Origin of the sequence: Brevundimonas huaxiensis, assembly GCF_014218725.1 — a bacterium.
GTDB classification, from domain to species: Bacteria; Pseudomonadota; Alphaproteobacteria; order Caulobacterales; family Caulobacteraceae; genus Brevundimonas; species Brevundimonas huaxiensis.
Genome location: NZ_JABBJE010000007.1, coordinates 26999 through 44230 on the forward strand (window position 1 = coordinate 26999; position 17232 = coordinate 44230).

Genomic DNA, 17232 nt, shown 5'->3' on the forward strand with positions numbered 1-17232 from the left:
AAGCAGCGAGGCTTCAAGGGCCGAGCGATAGGAACAAAAACCAAAGTGACCCACGCCGTCATCGCCTCAACCGGCCTCTTCACCCCCGAACAATCGGTCTCCAACGCCGAACTGGTCGACAGCTACAACACCTGGGCCGACGGCTGGAACGCGCGCCACGCCGCCCAGATCGAGGCCGGCGAACTGGAGGCCAAGTCGCACTCCTCGCCCGAGTTCATCGAGAAGGCGTCGGGCATCAAGAGCCGGTTCGTGCTGGACAAGGCCGGGATCATCGACCCCGAGCGGATGGCCCCGAACCTGGCCGAACGCTCCAACGACGAAATCTCGATCCTGGCCGAGATGGCGGTCAAGGCGGCGCGTCAGGCGATCGAGGCGTGGGGCAAGCCGGCCTCGGAAATCGGCGCCGTCCTGTGCGCCGCATCAAACATGCAGCGCGCCTATCCGGCCATGGCCATCGAGGTTCAGCAGGCCCTGGGCATCGAGGGCTTCGCCTTCGACATGAATGTGGCGTGCAGCTCGGCGACCTTCGGCATCAAGACGGCGGCGGACTTCATCGCCGGCGGCTCGGTCAAGGCGGTGCTGATGGTCAATCCGGAGGTCTGCTCGGCCCACCTGAACTTCACCGATCGCGACAGCCATTTCATCTTCGGCGACGTGGCCACCGCGGTGATCGTGGAGTCGTCGGATACGGCGGGACCCGGCGGCTGGGACGTGCTGGGCACGCGGCTGAAGACGACCTTCTCGAACAACATCCGCAACAACTTCGGCTTCTTGAACCGAAACGCGCGCGACACCGCGCATCTGGACAGCCCCGAGGCCGACGACAGCGTCCAGAACGACAAGCTGTTCATCCAGCAGGGCCGCAAGGTTTTCCGCGACGTGGTGCCGATGGTGTCGGACATGATCGTGGATCACGCCGGCGAACTGGGCCTGGATCCGCATGAGCTAAAGCGGCTGTGGCTGCACCAGGCCAACATCAACATGAACACGATGATCGGCAAGAAGGTGCTGGGTCGCGAACCCTCGGCGGATGAGAACGTCATCATCCTGGACGAATACGCCAACACCTCCTCGGCCGGGTCAATCATCGCCTTCCACCTGCACAACGACGGGTTCGAGGCGGGCGATACGGGGTTGATCTGCAGCTTCGGCGCCGGCTATTCGGCCGGGACGGTGTTCGTCAGGAAGCGCGCCGCCTGAAGCCCTAAAGCCGGGGCAGGAACAGGACGAAGTCCAGGCTCCACAGCCCCGGTCCATTGGCGATCAGCCAGATCAGAATGACCATCAGCAGGGTCTCGGGCAGATCGAAATAGCTGGAGAGGCGATAGCCGAGGCTGGTCCCCTCCACCGACTTTGACGCCACGGTCACCAGGGCGACCAGGCTGATAATCAGCAGCACCAGGGCCGCGAAGCTGGTGAACAGACCCATGATCAGCAGGGCGCCGAAGGCGAACTCGCACACGGACACGAACTTGGCGGTCTGGCGAGGGGCGGCGATGCCGGCTTTGACCATCGTCTTCTGCATCTTCTCGGCCTGGGCCGGGGTGAAGAGCTTGTAGAAGCCGGACAGGAAGAACATTCCCCCGACCACGACCCGCGCGATCAGGGGCGCGATGTCCATCAGGGCCGGAACGCCCAGGCCGAGGCCGCGATAAAGGTCGTTCATGGGGCGAAGGCTCCGCTTGGAATGGCGAAGCCTTCAATGCCCTAGCGACGCGTCGGTTGCCCTGCTGCGGCTTGGGCGGGATGCGTCGCCTTCCATTCCATGGCGCGGCGGATGCGGTTCTCCACGCTGGGGTGATCGTAGAACAGGAACTCTTCGATCGCCGACGGCGACGGGGCGCGGTATTCGGCGGTCTTGATCAGGGCCTTGGACAGACCGTCCGGTTCATTGGCGTGAACCAGCGAGAAGTGGTCGGCGTCCTCCTCCATCGTGCGGGTCATGGTGGCGAAGACCGGCGTGCCCAGCACGCCCAGGAAGGCCAATACCAAGGCCAGGACCGGCAAGCCCGCAGGGTCGGAGATGTCGCCCACGCGATCCGCCCTCAAAAGACGATGCGCCACGGGATACAGCCGGTCGGTCAGCCAGAAGGCCAGCACCGACAACAGGACCAGAATGCCGACGGTCCAGAGAATGTGCGCCCGGACATAGTGGCCCATCTCGTGGCCGACCACGCCGCGCACCTCGGCCAGATCCGCGCCCTGTTTGAACATGGTGTCGCTCATCGCCACCCGCGCCGTGCCGAAAAGGCCCGAGACATTGGCGGTGTAGCGGTCGGACTGTTTGGAGCCGTCGTAGATGAAGATCTTGTCCGACGGCGTGCCGGTCTGTTTGGCCAGGGTCACCACGGCGTCGCGCACCGGCCCGTTCGGCGCGGGCGTATAGGTGTTGAAGATCGGCTCGATCACCAGGGGCGCGAGCACCAGGCCGATGACGATGAAGGCCGCCGTCACGCCGGCCGCCCAGGCCCACCAGAACCGACGCGCCCGCCGGATCAGGGCATAGATCGCCACCAGCAGCAGCGAGGTCGCCACGACCGAGATGGCTGCGCCGATCACGGCCTCGCCCAGCCAGCCGCCCAGGGCCTGTCTGGTCAGCCCATACTGTTTTTCTCGCCACCAGCCCTGATAGATCGACCACGGCAGCGTCAGCGCCCAACTCATGGCTGAATAGACCGCGGCGACGACGAAACTGGCCAGGATCGGCCGACGACGGCGACGCTCGATCCGGCTGCGGATCGCGACCAGCAGACCAGTGCGCACGATGATCCAGGCGACCAGGGCCGAGACCAGGAAACTCCACAGGATCAGCCAGTGCGAACCTTGGGTATAGGCGATGGCCCAGGCCGTTTCCTGGGGCGACAAGGTCGCCAGCCACTGGGCCGTCGCGGCCGCCGGCTCGAAATTCGTCATGGTTTTCTCCCTTGCGAGAACCAAACCGCGCGACCCGCGTTATGTCAGGTTAATTCGCATCCATGATGATTCTCGCCCGGCCACGCTTGAATCTTTCACGACTTTTTGTCACCCATTCTCCTGTCGAGAACAGGGGATGTCCCAGATGGCTCACAAGACGCCCAAGCAGGTCCTGGAAAGCTTGGCTCATGATATCGCCACCGTGTTGAAGAGCATGGGTGGCTCGGCGCATCAGAACATGGTGGTCGATTGCGTGGCGGCGATGAAGCGCCAGCGCGGCGAGGCGGTCAATCCGCCCGATCTTCGCCAGAAGATCATCGAGACCTTCGAATACTATCGCGACTGGTTCGTCCGCCCGTTCGGCGAAGGCTCGCAGCGCTGGGCCCTGGCCGGCGACTTCGGCTGATTTCCCTATCCTGAACGAAAAAGGCGCGCTCCTCGCGGAGCGCGCCTTCGTTGTTAGGACTGATCGATCCGATCAGAAGCGACGGATGTAGCTGACCGAATAGGCGTCGGCTTCACCACCGTTGTCGCGGTAGTCGCGACGGGTCCAGTCGGCGCGCACGCCGTTGACGCCGTCCAGGTAGTAGTTGGCGCCGGCGCCGTAGTTCCAGCTGTCACCGCCCACGTCGGTGTTGGCGCCGGGGAACTTCTGCTTCAGCTCGGTGTGGCCGTAGCCGCCGCGTGCGAACAGTTCCAGCTTGTCAGAGACCGGCACCTTGCCGACCACGTAACCGGCGGCGTCCCACTCGTGTTTGATCTCGCCATCGACGCCCGCGACGGTGAAGTCGTCATGCTTCACGCCGACCGAGGCTTCGGTTTCCACAGCGATGTAACGGTTGAGGTTGACGCCGAGACGACCGGTGACGGCGCCCGTCGTTGCATTGTCGCCTTCAAGATGAGTGTAGCCCAACGAGCCGTAACCACGCGGCTCAGGATTGGTTTGAGCAAAGGCCGGAGCGGCGATTGCGGAAACGGCGACAGCAGCGAGAAGAATGTTACGCATTGTTTCTTATTAACTCCTAGATGTGATGACCGAGCCGATCATCAGCCCCATCCAGCGAGTGCTTAAATAGGTCAGCGCCTCATCTGTTCCAGAGGCGCGAAAACACGACGAATGCCTGTGGACGCCGGGACACATACAGCGTTCCGTCAAGATCGGCGACTTTGTGGCGCCGCAGCATAAAGGGCGGCCTCGACCGAGACCGCCCTTCTTGGGTTCGTCCTGCAGAGAAGGCCTAGCGGTCCTTCTCGCGCTCCACGTTCAGCGCGGCTTGGGCCGCCGCCAGACGGGCGATCGGCACGCGATAGGGCGAGCAGGAGACGTAATCCAGACCGGCCTGTTCGCAGAAGGCGATCGAGGACGGGTCGCCGCCATGCTCGCCGCAGATGCCCAGCTTGACCTCGGGCCGGACCTTGCGCCCGCGCTCAGCGGCGATCTCGATCAGGCCGCCCACGCCGTCCTGGTCCAACCGCACGAAGGGGTCGGTCTCGAAGATGCCCTTGTCCAGATAGGCCTGCAGGAACCGGCCGGAATCGTCGCGCGAAATGCCGAACGTCGTCTGGGTCAGATCGTTGGTGCCGAAGCTGAAGAACTGGGCGTATTCGGCCAGGTCGCCTGCACGGATGGCGGCGCGGGGCAGTTCGATCATCGTGCCGACTAGATAGTCGAGGCTCTGGCCCGTCTCCTCGAACACCGCCTTGGCCGTGCGGTCGGTCAGCTCGCGCAGATATTTCATCTCCAGGCCCAGGGCGACCAGCGGGTGCATGATCTCCGGCAGGGGCGCGGCGCCCGACTTCTGCTTGACCTCCAGCGCCGCCTCGATGATGGCGCGGACCTGCATCTCGTAGATTTCGGGATAGGCGACGCCCAGGCGGCAGCCGCGGTGGCCCAGCATCGGGTTGGTCTCGTGCAGTTCCTTGGCGCGGCGCTTCAGCTTTTCGGCGTCAATGCCCGACGAGGCGGCCAGGGCGTCGATATCTTCCTCGGTGTGGGGAATGAACTCGTGCAGCGGCGGGTCCAGCAAGCGCACTGTCACCGGCAGTCCGGCCATGATCTCGAACAGTTCGACGAAGTCCGACTTCTGGAACGGCGCGATCTTGGCCAGCGCTGCACGACGGCCCTTCTCGTCGTCGGCCAGGATCATCTCGCGCACGGCGGCGATCCGGGTGTCGTCGAAGAACATATGCTCGGTGCGGCACAGGCCGATGCCCTCTGCGCCGAAGCCGCGCGCGGTCTTGGCGTCCAGCGGGGTCTCGGCGTTGGCGCGGACCTTCAGGCGGCGCACCTTGTCGGCCCAGCCCATCAGGGTCTGGAAGTCGCCGGTCAGTTCGGGCTCGATCATCGGCACGGCCCCGTCCAGCACCTCGCCCTTGGAGCCGTCGATGGTGATGACCTCGCCGGCCTTGAAGGTGCGGCCGCGCGCGGTGAACACGCCCTTGGCCTCGTCGATGTGGATCTCGCCGGCGCCGGAGACGCAGGCCCGGCCCATGCCGCGCGCCACGACGGCGGCGTGGCTGGTCATGCCGCCGCGGGCGGTGACGATGCCGCGCGCCGCATGCATGCCGTGGATGTCTTCGGGGCTGGTCTCTTCGCGCACCAGGATGACCGCTTCGCCCAGACCCGACATGCGCTCGGCCTCGTCGGCGTCGAAGACGATCTTGCCGGTCGCAGCGCCGGGCGAGGCCGGCAGGCCGGCGGCGACGACGGTGCGCGCCGCATCGGGGTCCAGCGTCGGGTGCAGCAGCTGGTCCAGCGCCGACGGCTCGACCCGGCTGATGGCCTCTTCCTCAGAGATCACGCCCTCGGCGGCGAGGTCCACGGCGACCTTCAACGCCGACTTGGCCGTGCGTTTGCCGTTGCGCGTCTGCAGCATCCATAGGCGGCCCTGTTCGACCGTGAACTCGATGTCCTGCATGTCGCGGTAGTGGCTTTCCAGCTTGCCGACGACGTCGACGAACTGGGCGAACACCTCAGGCATGGCCTCTTCCATCGAGGGGGCGGTCTCGCCCATCTCCTCGCGGCCGATCTTGGTCAGGGACTGCGGCGTGCGGATGCCGGCGACCACGTCCTCGCCCTGGGCGTTGATTAGGAACTCGCCGTACAGGCGCGCCTCGCCGGTCGAGGGGTTGCGGGTGAAGGCCACGCCGGTCGCCGACGTCTCGCCCATATTGCCGAACACCATCGACTGGACGTTGACGGCCGTGCCCCAGCTTTCGGGAATGTCGTGCATCCGGCGATAGAATTTCGCCCGGTCGTTCATCCAGCTTTCGAACACGGCGCCCACGGCGCCCCACAGCTGGTCCTTGGGATCCTGCGGGAAGGCGTGACCCAGTTCACGCTCGACCACGGCCTTGTAGTCGGCGACCACCTTCTCCCAGTCGGCGGCGGTTAGGTCGGTGTCGACCGTGACGCCCAGGCGATCCTTGTGCTGGTCCAGCACCTCTTCGAAATCGTCGTGGCTGAGGCCCAGCACGACGTTGGAATACATGGTGATGAAGCGGCGATAGCTATCGAAGGCGAAGCGACGGTCGCCCGACAGCTTGGCCAGACCCTCGACCGTCTGGTCGTTCAGGCCCAGGTTCAGCACCGTGTCCATCATGCCCGGCATGGACGCCCGCGCGCCCGACCGCACCGACACCAGCAGCGGGTTATCGACATCGCCGAAGGTCTTGCCGACCACGCCCTCGACCTTGGCCAAGGCGGCCTGGACCTGGGCGTCCAGATCGGCCGGATAGGTCTCGTTGTTGGCGTAATAGTGGGTGCAGACCTCGGTGGTGACGGTGAAGCCCGGAGGAACCGGCAGACCCAGCGACGACATTTCCGCCAGATTGGCGCCCTTGCCGCCAAGAAGGTTCTTCATCGACGCGTCGCCGTCGGCGGAGCCTCCGCCGAAGCCGTACACCCACTGAGTCATCATGCAATCCCTGAGCTTTTCGGATCGTCCGGCGGGTTGGCCCCGCTCGCACATGCAGCATGATCTAGCGCGTGAGAGCGGCCTTGACCATTGCGGATGTAACAATGCGTGAGCGGATGCGCGGTTTCCTTGACGCCTGCGTCTCCTCCCCATTTCATGGGGAGGGGGCTCGTAGCGCAGCGGAGAGACCGAGGGGCTCTTGACGCACGAAGGCTCCGTCTCGCGCGCCCGCATCCTGCGCCGCGCAATGACTCCGCCCGAGGCCCGACTGTGGGTCCACCTGCGCCGCCGCGCGCTGGGTGGGCTGAAATTTCGCCGTCAGCATCCGGCGGGTGTCTATGTGCTCGACTTCTATTGCGCCGAGGCGATGCTCGCCGTCGAGGTGGATGGCGAAAGCCATGAAGGCCGAGGCGAACACGACGCCCGGCGCACGCGCTGGCTTGCGACCCAGGGCATTGCGGTCATCCGCGTCTCAGCCGAACAGGTGCGAACGGACCTGGGTGACGTGGTCGCTTTCATCGCCGACAGGCGGAGAGACCGAATCCAAGGCTGAAACACCCTGTCTCCTCCCCATGAAATGGGGAGGTGGCGCGGCGCGCTTGCGCCGTGACGGAGGGGTTCTTCACCGTGTCGCAGCCGTGTGACGTCAGGAGCCCCTCCACCGCTACGCGGTCCCCCTCCCCACAAGTGGGGAGGAGACGATGCGGCCCCTACCCCGCGATCTGCCCGAAGTCGGCGACCTGGCCCATGACGTCGCGGACCTGGCCCAGCAGCTTCAGGCGGTTTTCGCGTTCGGCGGGGATGTCGGAGTTGACCAGAACGTCTTCGAAGAAGCGGTCCACGGGCGCACGCAGGCGCGCCAGGGCCGTCATGGCGGCGGCGAAGTCCTCGGCCTCCAGCGCGGCCTCGACGGCGGTGCGGGCGGCGCCAACGGCGAAGGCCAGGGTGGTCTCGGCCTCGGGCTGGTTCGGCAGGCCGGTCTGGACCATGCCGGTCGGCAGCGGGCCCTTCTTCTCCTCGGCGCGCAGGATGTTGGAGGCGCGCTTAAAGCCGGCCAGCAAATTGGCCCCGTCATCCGTGGCGAGGAAGGCGGCCAGCGCCTCAACCCGACGCACGATGCGGACGAGGTCGTCGTCTACTAAGCCTTCGCTGCCTTTGCGTGTCTCGATAACAGCGTCGACCAAATCGTGTCTGGCTCCGCTGTCTCGCAAGATCACCTTCAAGCGATCAACAAGGAAGCGGATCAGCTCAAACCCTGGCCAAACGAAACCCCACGGATCAGCGCCAGGTTTCGAAAGATCAAAGAGACGGTCGAGCGACACCCGCACCCCATTCTCCAGCACCAACCGGATCACACCCAGCGCTGCTCTGCGCAGGGCGAACGGGTCCTTCGACCCCGTAGGCTTTTCGTCGATGGCGAAGAAGCCGACCAGGGTGTCCAGCTTGTCGGCCAGGGCGACGGCGACCGTGACGGGCGCGGTCGGGACCGTGTCGGCGGGGCCCTGCGGTTTGTAGTGGTCGCGCACGGCGTCGGCGATCGCGTCGGAATGGCCGGCGAGACGGGCGTAATAGCCGCCCATGATCCCCTGCAGTTCCGGGAATTCGCTGACCATGCCTGACACGAGGTCGGCCTTGGACAGGCGGGCGGCGGTTTCGGCCTCGTCGGCGTCGGCGCCGACCAGCGGCGCGATTTCGCGCGCCAGGGCGGCGATGCGCTCGACGCGCTCGGCCAGGGTGCCCAATTTGGCGTGGAAGGTGACGCCAGACAGTTTGGCGTTCCAGGCGTCGAAGCCGACCTTCTGGTCCTCGTCCCAGAAGAAGCGGGCGTCGTTCAGGCGGGCGGACAGGACGCGGCTGTTGCCGGCGGCCAGGGCCTTGCCGCCGTCGGTCGCCTCGACATTGGCGACGACCAGGAAGTTGGGAGCCAGGCCATCCTTGGACGGATCGCGGACGGCGAAATACTTCTGGTGCACCTTCATCGACAGGCGCACGACCTCGGGCGGCAGGGCCAGGAACTGCGGGTCCATGTCGCCCAGGATCGGGGTCGGCCATTCGGCCAGACCCGCCACCTCGTCCAGCAGGCCGTCGTCGTCGACCAGGGCCAGGCCGCGTGCGGCGCAGGCGGCCTTGGCCTGTTCCAGAATCCGCAGCTTGCGATCGGCGACGTCCAGCAGGACGAAGTTCTTTTCCAGTTGGGTGCGATAGTCGACGAAGTCGCTGACGCGCAGCAGCTCGCCCGAGCCGAGGAAGCGGTGCCCCTCGGTGATCGCGTCGCTCTGAATCCCGTCGATCTCGAACGGGACTACGTTGCCGTCGAACAGGCAGAGGATGCGCTTGATCGGACGCACCCAGCGCAGGGTTCCGGAACCCCAGCGCATCGATTTGGGCCAGGGGAAGGTGCGGACGACCTGATCGACCGCCTCGGCGACCAGATCGGTCGTGGCGCGGCCCTTGGACGACAGGACGGCGAACAGGACGCCGTCGCGCTCGGTCAGTTGATCGCGTGTCAGGCCGGTCTTGCGCAGAAAGCCTTCCAGCGCCTGTTCCGGGGCGGAGGCGCGCGGCCCCTTGACCTCTTCCTCGCGGTCCGGCGTGGCCGTGGGCAAGCCGTCGATGACCAGGGTCAGACGGCGCGGACCGGCATAGGTCGTCAGCGCCTCCCACGTCAGGCCGGCGGCCTTCAACCGGTCGGAGATCATCCGCTCCAGGTCGCGCGCGGCGCCCTGCTGCATCCGGGCGGGGATTTCTTCGGAGAAGATTTCGAGAAGAAGTTGGGGCATCAGGCGGTTTTCCGCTCTTGTTCGACATAGGCGAGGGCGCAGGCTTTGCAGAGTTCGCGGATGCGGCCGATGTAGCTCTGGCGTTCGGCGACGGCGATGGCGCCGCGGGCGTCCATGAGGTTGAACAGGTGGCTGGCTTTCAGCACCTGATCGTAGGCGGGCAGGACCAGCGGCTGATCCTGCGGCCCGCGCATGTCCAGCAGGCGCTGGACCTCGCCCACCATGTCCTCGAACCGCCGCTTCAAACCGTCGACGTCATAGCCGTGGAAGTTGGCTTCCGACTGTTGCCGCTCGTTCTCCAGGAAGACCTCGCCATAGGTCAGCCCCTCCTTGGTGAACTTCAGATCATAGACGTTGTCCACGCCCTGCACATACATGGCCAGACGCTCCAGCCCGTAGGTCAGCTCGCCCGACACCACATCGACCTCGATGCCGCCGACGCCCTGGAAATAGGTGAACTGCGTCACCTCCATCCCGTCGCACCAGACCTCCCAGCCCAGGCCCCAGGCGCCGACGGTGGGGTTTTCCCAGTCGTCCTCGACGAAGCGGATGTCGTGCAGTTTCGGGTCGATGCCAATCGCCGCCAGCGAGCCGAGATACAGCTCCTGAAGGTCAGCCGGGTTCGGTTTGAGCAGAACCTGGTATTGGTAATAGTGTTGGAGGCGGTTGGGGTTTTCGCCATAGCGGCCGTCGCCGGGGCGGCGGCTGGGCTGGACATAGGCGGCCTTCCACGGCTTGGAGCCGAGCGCGCGCAGGACGGTGGCGGGGTGCAGCGTGCCGGCCCCGACCTCGATGTCATAGGGCTGCAGGATGGCGCAGCCCTGCTCGCCCCAATAGCGGTGGAGCGTCAGGATCAGGTCCTGAAACGCGAGCGGCTCGGTCGAGGTGGTCAAATCGGGCTCGTGGGGAGGGCTGCAAAAAAGACGGCGGACCATAGGGCCCGCCGCCTTCCGCTTCAACACGCTACCGAGCGAGCGCGTGGATGACCCTGATCAGTTCGGGGTCGGCTTGGCTTCGGCCGCGCCGTCGGCGGCGGGATCAGCCGCATCGACCGGCGGGGTGGCAGGAGTATCGACCTGACCATCGGTACCATCGGTCGGGTTGACGACCGGCGACGAGGACGTGGTCGTCGTCATCGCGGCGGGCTGACCGTTCGGCGCCGTCGGAGCCGGGGTCGCTTCAGCAGCCGGGGTCGCCTCGGCGGCCGGAGCGGCCTCGGCGGGCGCGGCGGCCTCTTCATCGCCCATGGCGGCCATGGAATTCGCCGGGTTCAGGACCTTGTCGATCGGGAAGATGGCGCCGTTCGAGGCATCCAGTTCCGCGCTGACGACGGTCGCGCCGTCAGCCTTGATGGCCGAACCCGTGCCGTCCAGCAGGACCTGGCTCTCGGCGGCCGTCTCTACGCCGCCCTTCTTGCCCATGATCTGGTCGGGCGTCACGTCGGCCACGATCACGTGATACAGCAGCAGTTGGCGCAGTTCGGCGGCGTTGGCCGGGTCCATCAGACGGGTACGCTCGGCCTCCGGCACGGCGGCGAAGGCGGCGTCGGTCGGGGCGAAGATCGAGATGGCCGGGCGGCTGGCCAGGGTGTCGGTCAGCTGGGCGGCGTCCAGCGCGGCCAGCAGGGTGGTGAACTGACCGCTGGCCTTCAGCTTGTCGACAACGGTTTCGCCAGCCACCGGCGTGGTGGCCTCGGCAGTCGTGGTCGTGGCGGCGGCGGCCTCAGCCGTCGGGGCCGGCGTCTGCGGCATGGCCGGATCGGTTTGCGGCATGGTCGCCGGGGCGGGCGTCGTCGTGGTGGCCGGGGCGGTCATGTCCTGAGCGAATGCGGGGGCGGCCATCAGGCTGACGACGGCGGTGGCGGCAAGCAGTTTTGCACGAAGCATGGCGATTTCCTTTTTCCTGTTTGAGGATCGCCACGGGGGAGACAGCGACCCGTTCCAGACATCGGAACTGCCGACTCAAATCAGAACGCCGTGATCTGGTTCCGAGATTTCGAAACAATGCGTAACGTTTGTGATGATCTGGGCGAGACCAGGGCGAAATCGCCGGTTTCGCAACCTGATCGCCGGTATTCGGCCACAAAGCTTCAGCGTTGCTGTACGGACAGCCTTGTTGCTTTGACCCAGGCCTCGGGATGTGCAGTAGACAAGGCGTGCGCAGCGGATCGGGCCGCGTCGTCGCTGGGATACAAACCGAACAAAGTCGCGCCTGAGCCGGACATTCGCGTCAGGGCGATCTGGTCGGTCGCGGCCACCACCGACAGGGCCGCGCCGATCGCCGGCGTCAGGGCCAGCGCAGGCGCTTCAAGATCGTTGCGCTGGGCCGACAGCCAGTCGATGACGGCGCCGATCGACCAGTCCCGGGGCGGCGCGGGTCTGTCGGCCGCTCGCACCAGCCCTGCGTCGTAGGCCCGGTAGACGGCTCCGGTCGGCGAGGGGACGCCAGGGTTGAACAGCACGGCCGGCAGCGGCGGCAGGCGGGGTTCGTCGGTCAGCACGTCTCCCCTTCCCTCGGCCCAGGCCGTGCGCGTGCGCAGACACATCGGCCCGTCCGCGCCGACGACGCCCGCGACCGTCTCCAGCGCGGCGTCGTCGAGATCGAGCGCCAGGACGTCGCGCGCCAGCTTCAGCGCCGCGCCCGCATCGGACGATCCGCCGCCCAGCCCGGCCGCAATGGGCAGGCGCTTGTCCAGCGTGACCTTGAGCTTCGGCTCCGCGACGCCGCAGGCCTCGCCCAATCGACGCAGCGCGCGCAGGATCAGGTTGTCGCCCGTCGCGCCCAGCCTGGCGCCGAAAGGCCCGGCGACCGTCAGCGACAGACGATCCGCCGGCTCGACCGACACGCGATCTCCGACATCGGCGAACGCGACCAGGCTGGACAGCGGATGATAGCCGTCAGCGTCCACCGCCCCGACGTGCAGGAACAGATTGATCTTGGCCGGCGCCAGGGCGGTCAGGGCGGGCATGACCTATTGCGCGACGCCCTGAGCGCTCGGCGCGTTGTCCAGCCCATTGGCGATCTTGCGTTCGACCTCGGCCCGGCGTTCGGGTTCGGGCTCCAGCACCAGGACGCGGTTCCACAGCCAGACGGCTTCGCGTTGACGGCCGACCTTCCAGTAGGCGTCGCCGAGGTGATCGTTGATCTCGGCGTTGGACGGCTCCTTGTCGACAGCCTCTTCCAGCGTGTTGACGGCGGTTTCGTACTGGCCCTGTTTGAACTGCGCCCAGCCCAGCGAATCCTGGATGTTGCCGTTGTCGGGCTCCAGCGCATGGGCGCGGGCGATCATTTCGGCGCCTTCCTGCACCCGCAGTCCCTTATCGACCCAGAGATAGCCGAGGTAATTCAGCATATCGGCGTCGTTCGGCGCGGTCTGAAGCGCGGCCCACAGTTCGGCCTCGGCCTCGGGAACACGACCCAACGCCTCATAGGCGGCGCCGCGCAGGAAGTGAACGCTGGCGCCCTGATCGGCGGTGTTCAGAAGCGGCCCGTCCAGCAGCGCAAGCGCCTCGTCATGCTGTTTCAGCTGCATCAGTTGACCGGCCAAGACCAAGGCGATCTGCCGATCATCGGGGCTGGCGGCGGCGGCGCGGCGCAGTTCGGTGAGCGCCTCTTGCGACTGGCCGTCCTCTTCCAGCGCCACGGCCAGCTGAGCGCGAGCGGCGGCGTAGAGTTTTGGATCGGTGGTCCCGACCCGCGACAGGGCGTTGCGGGCGGCGGATTTCAGACCGGCGCGAGAGAGCACCTGGGCCAGCTGATATTCCGTCTCGTCATCGTCGTGCAGGTTCTGGGCGAGGCGCAGATAGACGGCGGCGAACTCGTTGCCGCGCTCGGCCGAGGCCTGGGCGGCGGCGGTGATCAGGCCTTGGGCGGCGCCTTCGCGGAAGTCGGGCAAGGCAGGCGGGCGGCCGCCGTCCTTCAGCCGCTGCAACGCGCGGGCCACGCCCGGATCAACGGGCTGCACCGCCATGGCGGCTTCATACAAGACGACAGCGTCGTCGCGGCGACCGCGCCGTTCCAGAAACTCGCCATAGGGGCGTTTGAACAGGGCGCCGACGCCGGCGGCTTCGGAAGCGGTCTTCAGCTCGACCTCGGCCTCGGCATAGTCGCGACGTTTTTCCAGCAGGGCGGCGCGATTGATGCGGGCGAAGGCCAAGGTCAGGGGATCGCCGGCGGTCGGGACCGACTGAAGCGCCCGGGTCCAGTCGCCGGCTGCGGCAGCGATCCACGGCGCGACCAGCAGACCGGCGCGGGTGTGCGGGGCGCCGATGGGCTGACGGGCCAGTTCGGCGTTCGGCGTCCTGGCGTCGCCGCGCACGAAGTCCTGCACCAGACGCACCAGCCGTCCGCCCTCGACGAACGCCGGAGACGCTGTTGCATCCGTGGGGGCCAGGGCGGCGGCCACATCCAGATCGCCGGTCAGCAGGGCGGAGGTGAAGGCCTGTTCGCGCACGCGCGGCTGTTCCGGCGTCAGTCGTTCCGCCTGGGCCAGATAGTCCGAGCCGGTCGCCCCCTCGCCCTGCATCAGGGCCAGCTTGCCGGCCAGATACAGACCATAGGCGCTGCGGCCTTCGGCGTTCGTCGGGATCGGCGCCCAGACGGACGGGATCGCCGGCGTCGCGGACGTGTCGGTGATGATGATGCGAGGATCGGGCGCGGCCTCGGTCGGCGCCTGAGCCGTTGCAGTCTGGCCCGGCGCCGTCTGGCCCGGCTCCAGGATGACGGCCGGCGGATGGGTCTCCGGCGTCGGGGCGGGCGGGGTCGTTTCCTGAGCCGAGGCGTGGCCGGCAAGCGCCACGGCGAGGACGGTCAGGGAGGCGGCGAACAGACGAGAACGGGAGGCGATCATGCCCGGACCCTTCACGCTTTTGCAGCGGCGGGCAAGGGCGGAACACCGCCCCTGCCCCGTTCCGTCACATGTTCGGATAGTTGGGACCGCCGCCACCCTCGGGCGTGGTCCAGACGATGTTCTGCGACGGATCCTTGATGTCGCAGGTTTTGCAGTGGACGCAGTTCTGGGCGTTGATGACGAAGCGCGGATCGGCCTTGGCCGCCTCGTCGCCATAGACGACCTCGTACACGCCCGCCGGGCAGTACAGCCTCGCCGGCTCGCCGTATTTGGGCAGGTTGACCCGGATCGGGATCGACGGATCCAGCAGCTTCAGGTGGGCCGGTTGGTCCTCGGCATGGTTGGTGTTGGAGATGAACACCGACGACAGCTTGTCGAACGACAGCTTGCCGTCCGGCTTCGGATAGGCGATCGCCTTGTGGTCGGCGGCCAGGCCGGTCGAGGCGGCGTCGGTCTTTTCGTGCTTCAGCGTCGGGATCGGCGACAGGCCGCCCAAGAGGGTGCGGCACCACATGTCGAACATGCCCAGCGCCCCGCCCAGCGTCGTGCCGAACTTGGACAGCAGGGGCTTGGCGTTGCGGACGACCGACAGCTCCTTATAGACCCAGCTCTTTTCGAAGGCGGTCTGGTATTCGACCAGTTCGTCGCCCGCGCGTCCGGCCTGAACGGCCTCGTAAGCGGCGTCGGCGGCCAGCATGCCGGTTTTCATGGCGTTGTGGCTGCCCTTGATGCGGGGCACGTTCACGAAGCCGGCCGAACAGCCGATCAGCACGCCGCCGGGGAAGCTCAGCTTCGGGATCGACTGCAGGCCGCCTTCGGTGATGGCGCGCGCACCGTAGGAGATGCGTGTTCCGCCCTCCAGGTGCTGGGCGATCTCGGGGTGGTGCTTGAAGCGCTGGAATTCGTCGAACGGCGACAGGAACGGGTTCTTGTAGTTCAGGTGAACCACATAGCCGACGGCCACATAGCGATCGCCGAAGTGATACAGGAAGCTGCCGCCGCCCGTCTTGTCGTCCAGCGGCCAGCCGGTCGTGTGCTGGACCAGGCCGGGCTGGTGCTTGTCGGCCGGAACCTGCCACAACTCTTTCAGACCGATGCCGTATTTCTGGGGCGACTTGCCGTCCTGAAGCTTGTGCTTGGCGATGATGGTCTTGGCCAGGGAGCCGCGCACGCCCTCGGCGATGAAGACATATTTGCCGTGCAGTTCGATGCCGGGCTGGAAGTCGCCGGTCGGCTTGCCCTCGCGGTCGATGCCGAAGACGCCGGCGACGACGCCCTTCACCTGACCCGTCTCTTCTTCCCAGACGACGTGGCTGGCGGCCATGCCGGGATAGACCTCGACACCCAGGGCCTCCGCCTGCTCGCCCAGCCAGCGCGTGACGTTGCCCAGCGAAGCGATGTAGCAGCCGTGATTGTGCATGAAGGGCGGCATCAGCGGCATCGGCAACGACGCCGACCCTTGCGGGCCCAACAGCAGGAACTTGTCCTTCGTGACCGGCGTCTCCAGCGGCGCGCCGCGTTCCTTCCAGTCGGGGAACAGTTCGTTCAGCGCCTTGGGATCGATGACCGCGCCCGACAGGATGTGACCGCCGACCTCGGCCGCCTTCTCCAAAACGGCGACGGTGATTTCCTTGCCGTCCTTTTCCGCGCGCTGCTTCAGGCGGATGGCCGCCGACAGGCCGGCCGGGCCGCCGCCGACGATCACGACATCATATTCCATGATCTCGCGTTCGACGCCGTTCAGCGCCTCCAGCGGCGGCAGATTGTCGATGATGGCTTCCTGACGGGCGTTCTCCGCGCCGCCTTCGATGGCGTCTTCGGCCATGGTTTCCCCTGAATCCCGGTTATCTGTGTGGTTATGCCGCTTATCGGAAGGTGACGCGAGGGCGGTCAAGGCTTATCGGTGGTTCGAGACATGAACGCGCAACCCCATGACATCGCTGCAGTCGAAAGCCTGCTCGCCTTCTGGCGGGATGCGGGGGTCGACGCCTGCTATGGCGATGCGCCCGTCGATCACACCCACATCGCCCCGCCGCCGGCCGTCAAGGCGGTGCAGAGGGCGACGGCCTCGGTCGTCATGCCCCTGGCCGGCGTCAACGCCGATGACGCCCTGGCCGAGGCGCGGCGGCTGGCCGCCGGCGCCGCGACGCTTCAGGATCTGGCGGCGGCGGTCGCGGCGTTCGAGGGTTGCCCGCTGCGCGGCATGGGCGCGACGCAATCGGTGTTCGGACGCGGCAACCCCAACGCCTCGGTCCTGATTATCGGCGAAGGGCCCGGCGGGGACGAGGATCGGGCGGGGCAACCCTTCGTCGGCAAGGGCGGGCAATTGCTGGACCGGATGCTGGCGGCGGCGGGCCTGACCGACAAGGTCTTCATCACCAACACCGTCTTCTGGCGCCCGCCCGGCAACCGCACCCCCAGCCCGCAGGAACAGGCGGTGTGCGCGCCCTTCGTCGAGCGCGCCTTCGCCCTGCTGAAGCCGAGGGCCGTGCTGCTGCTGGGCGCAGCCTCGGCCAAGTCGGTGCTCGGCGCCGAGGAAGGCATCATGAAGCTGCGCGGCGCCTGGAAGGAATGGCGCCTGCTGGAGGGGGCGGTGTCGGCACCCGTCATGCCGACCCTGCATCCCGCCTTTTTGCTACGTCAGCCGCAAGCCAAGCGGCAGGTGTGGAGCGATCTGCTTTCGCTGGCCGTTCGCCTTGAAACGGACTCGGTTGAAGAACAAGGCTAATCGCGGCATGTTCGCATGCTGACGACCGATCGCCATACGCGCGCC

The 17232-nt window shown here is 66.7% G+C and carries 14 protein-coding genes; 4 read left to right on the forward strand and 10 right to left on the reverse strand.

Features of this window, described 5'->3' with window-relative positions:
* Positions 1-45: 45 nt before the first annotated feature.
* On the forward strand, positions 46-1200 hold the full coding sequence (locus HF680_RS12740) for a beta-ketoacyl-ACP synthase III (RefSeq protein ID WP_185225315.1): 1155 nt from the start codon (positions 46-48) through the stop codon (positions 1198-1200).
* A gap of 4 nt (positions 1201-1204) precedes the next feature.
* On the opposite strand, the gene HF680_RS12745 is transcribed toward HF680_RS12740, so the two are convergent.
* Complete coding sequence (locus HF680_RS12745) at positions 1205-1666, reverse strand: DoxX family protein (protein ID WP_185225316.1); 462 nt, start codon at positions 1664-1666, stop codon at positions 1205-1207.
* A 41-nt stretch (positions 1667-1707) separates the two neighbouring features.
* Entirely contained in the window at positions 1708-2913 is a 1206-nt protein-coding gene (locus HF680_RS12750; RefSeq protein WP_185225317.1) for a M48 family metallopeptidase, read from the reverse strand.
* Positions 2914-3058: 145 nt separating this feature from the next.
* Here HF680_RS12750 and HF680_RS12755 point away from each other — a divergent pair, with 145 nt between their 5' ends.
* The gene (locus tag HF680_RS12755; RefSeq protein WP_105625219.1) at positions 3059-3319 is read left to right on the forward strand and encodes a hypothetical protein; all 261 of its coding nucleotides are present in this window, start codon (positions 3059-3061) and stop codon (positions 3317-3319) included.
* Between the two features lie 72 nt (positions 3320-3391).
* On the opposite strand, the gene HF680_RS12760 is transcribed toward HF680_RS12755, so the two are convergent.
* Both HF680_RS12760 and ppdK read right to left on the reverse strand, forming a co-directional pair.
* Positions 3392-3919 (reverse strand): porin family protein, encoded by a 528-nt coding sequence (locus HF680_RS12760; RefSeq protein ID WP_039244441.1) that lies wholly within the window; start codon positions 3917-3919, stop codon positions 3392-3394.
* Between the two features lie 232 nt (positions 3920-4151).
* The gene (gene ppdK, locus HF680_RS12765; RefSeq protein WP_185225318.1) at positions 4152-6833 is read right to left on the reverse strand and encodes a pyruvate, phosphate dikinase; all 2682 of its coding nucleotides are present in this window, start codon (positions 6831-6833) and stop codon (positions 4152-4154) included.
* 196 nt (positions 6834-7029) lie between these two features.
* Between ppdK and HF680_RS12770 the strand changes: the two genes are divergently transcribed.
* Complete coding sequence (locus HF680_RS12770) at positions 7030-7383, forward strand: endonuclease domain-containing protein (RefSeq protein WP_276568693.1); 354 nt, start codon at positions 7030-7032, stop codon at positions 7381-7383.
* A 157-nt stretch (positions 7384-7540) separates the two neighbouring features.
* On the opposite strand, the gene glyS is transcribed toward HF680_RS12770, so the two are convergent.
* From glyS to HF680_RS12800, 6 genes are all read right to left on the reverse strand, one after another.
* Positions 7541-9610, reverse strand: coding sequence for a glycine--tRNA ligase subunit beta (glyS, locus tag HF680_RS12775; RefSeq protein ID WP_185225319.1), 2070 nt, complete (start codon positions 9608-9610; stop codon positions 7541-7543).
* Positions 9610-10503, reverse strand: coding sequence for a glycine--tRNA ligase subunit alpha (locus tag HF680_RS12780; protein ID WP_039244438.1), 894 nt, complete (start codon positions 10501-10503; stop codon positions 9610-9612). Before HF680_RS12780 ends, glyS begins: the two co-directional genes overlap by 1 nt.
* 99 nt (positions 10504-10602) lie before the next feature.
* On the reverse strand, positions 10603-11496 hold the full coding sequence (locus HF680_RS12785; protein WP_185225321.1) for a fasciclin domain-containing protein: 894 nt from the start codon (positions 11494-11496) through the stop codon (positions 10603-10605).
* 203 nt (positions 11497-11699) lie between these two features.
* Entirely contained in the window at positions 11700-12578 is an 879-nt protein-coding gene (locus HF680_RS12790) for a 4-(cytidine 5'-diphospho)-2-C-methyl-D-erythritol kinase (protein ID WP_185225322.1), read from the reverse strand.
* 3 nt (positions 12579-12581) lie between these two features.
* A complete protein-coding gene (locus HF680_RS12795) occupies positions 12582-14459 on the reverse strand; it encodes a tetratricopeptide repeat protein (protein ID WP_185225323.1) in 1878 nt (625 codons plus the stop codon).
* 64 nt (positions 14460-14523) lie between these two features.
* Positions 14524-16179, reverse strand: coding sequence for an electron transfer flavoprotein-ubiquinone oxidoreductase (locus HF680_RS12800; protein WP_185225413.1), 1656 nt, complete (start codon positions 16177-16179; stop codon positions 14524-14526).
* A gap of 195 nt (positions 16180-16374) precedes the next feature.
* Here HF680_RS12800 and HF680_RS12805 point away from each other — a divergent pair, with 195 nt between their 5' ends.
* Positions 16375-17187 carry a uracil-DNA glycosylase gene (locus tag HF680_RS12805; protein WP_185225324.1) on the forward strand — a complete coding sequence of 271 codons (813 nt, stop codon included), beginning with the start codon at positions 16375-16377 and terminating at the stop codon, positions 17185-17187.
* Positions 17188-17232 lie beyond the last annotated feature (45 nt).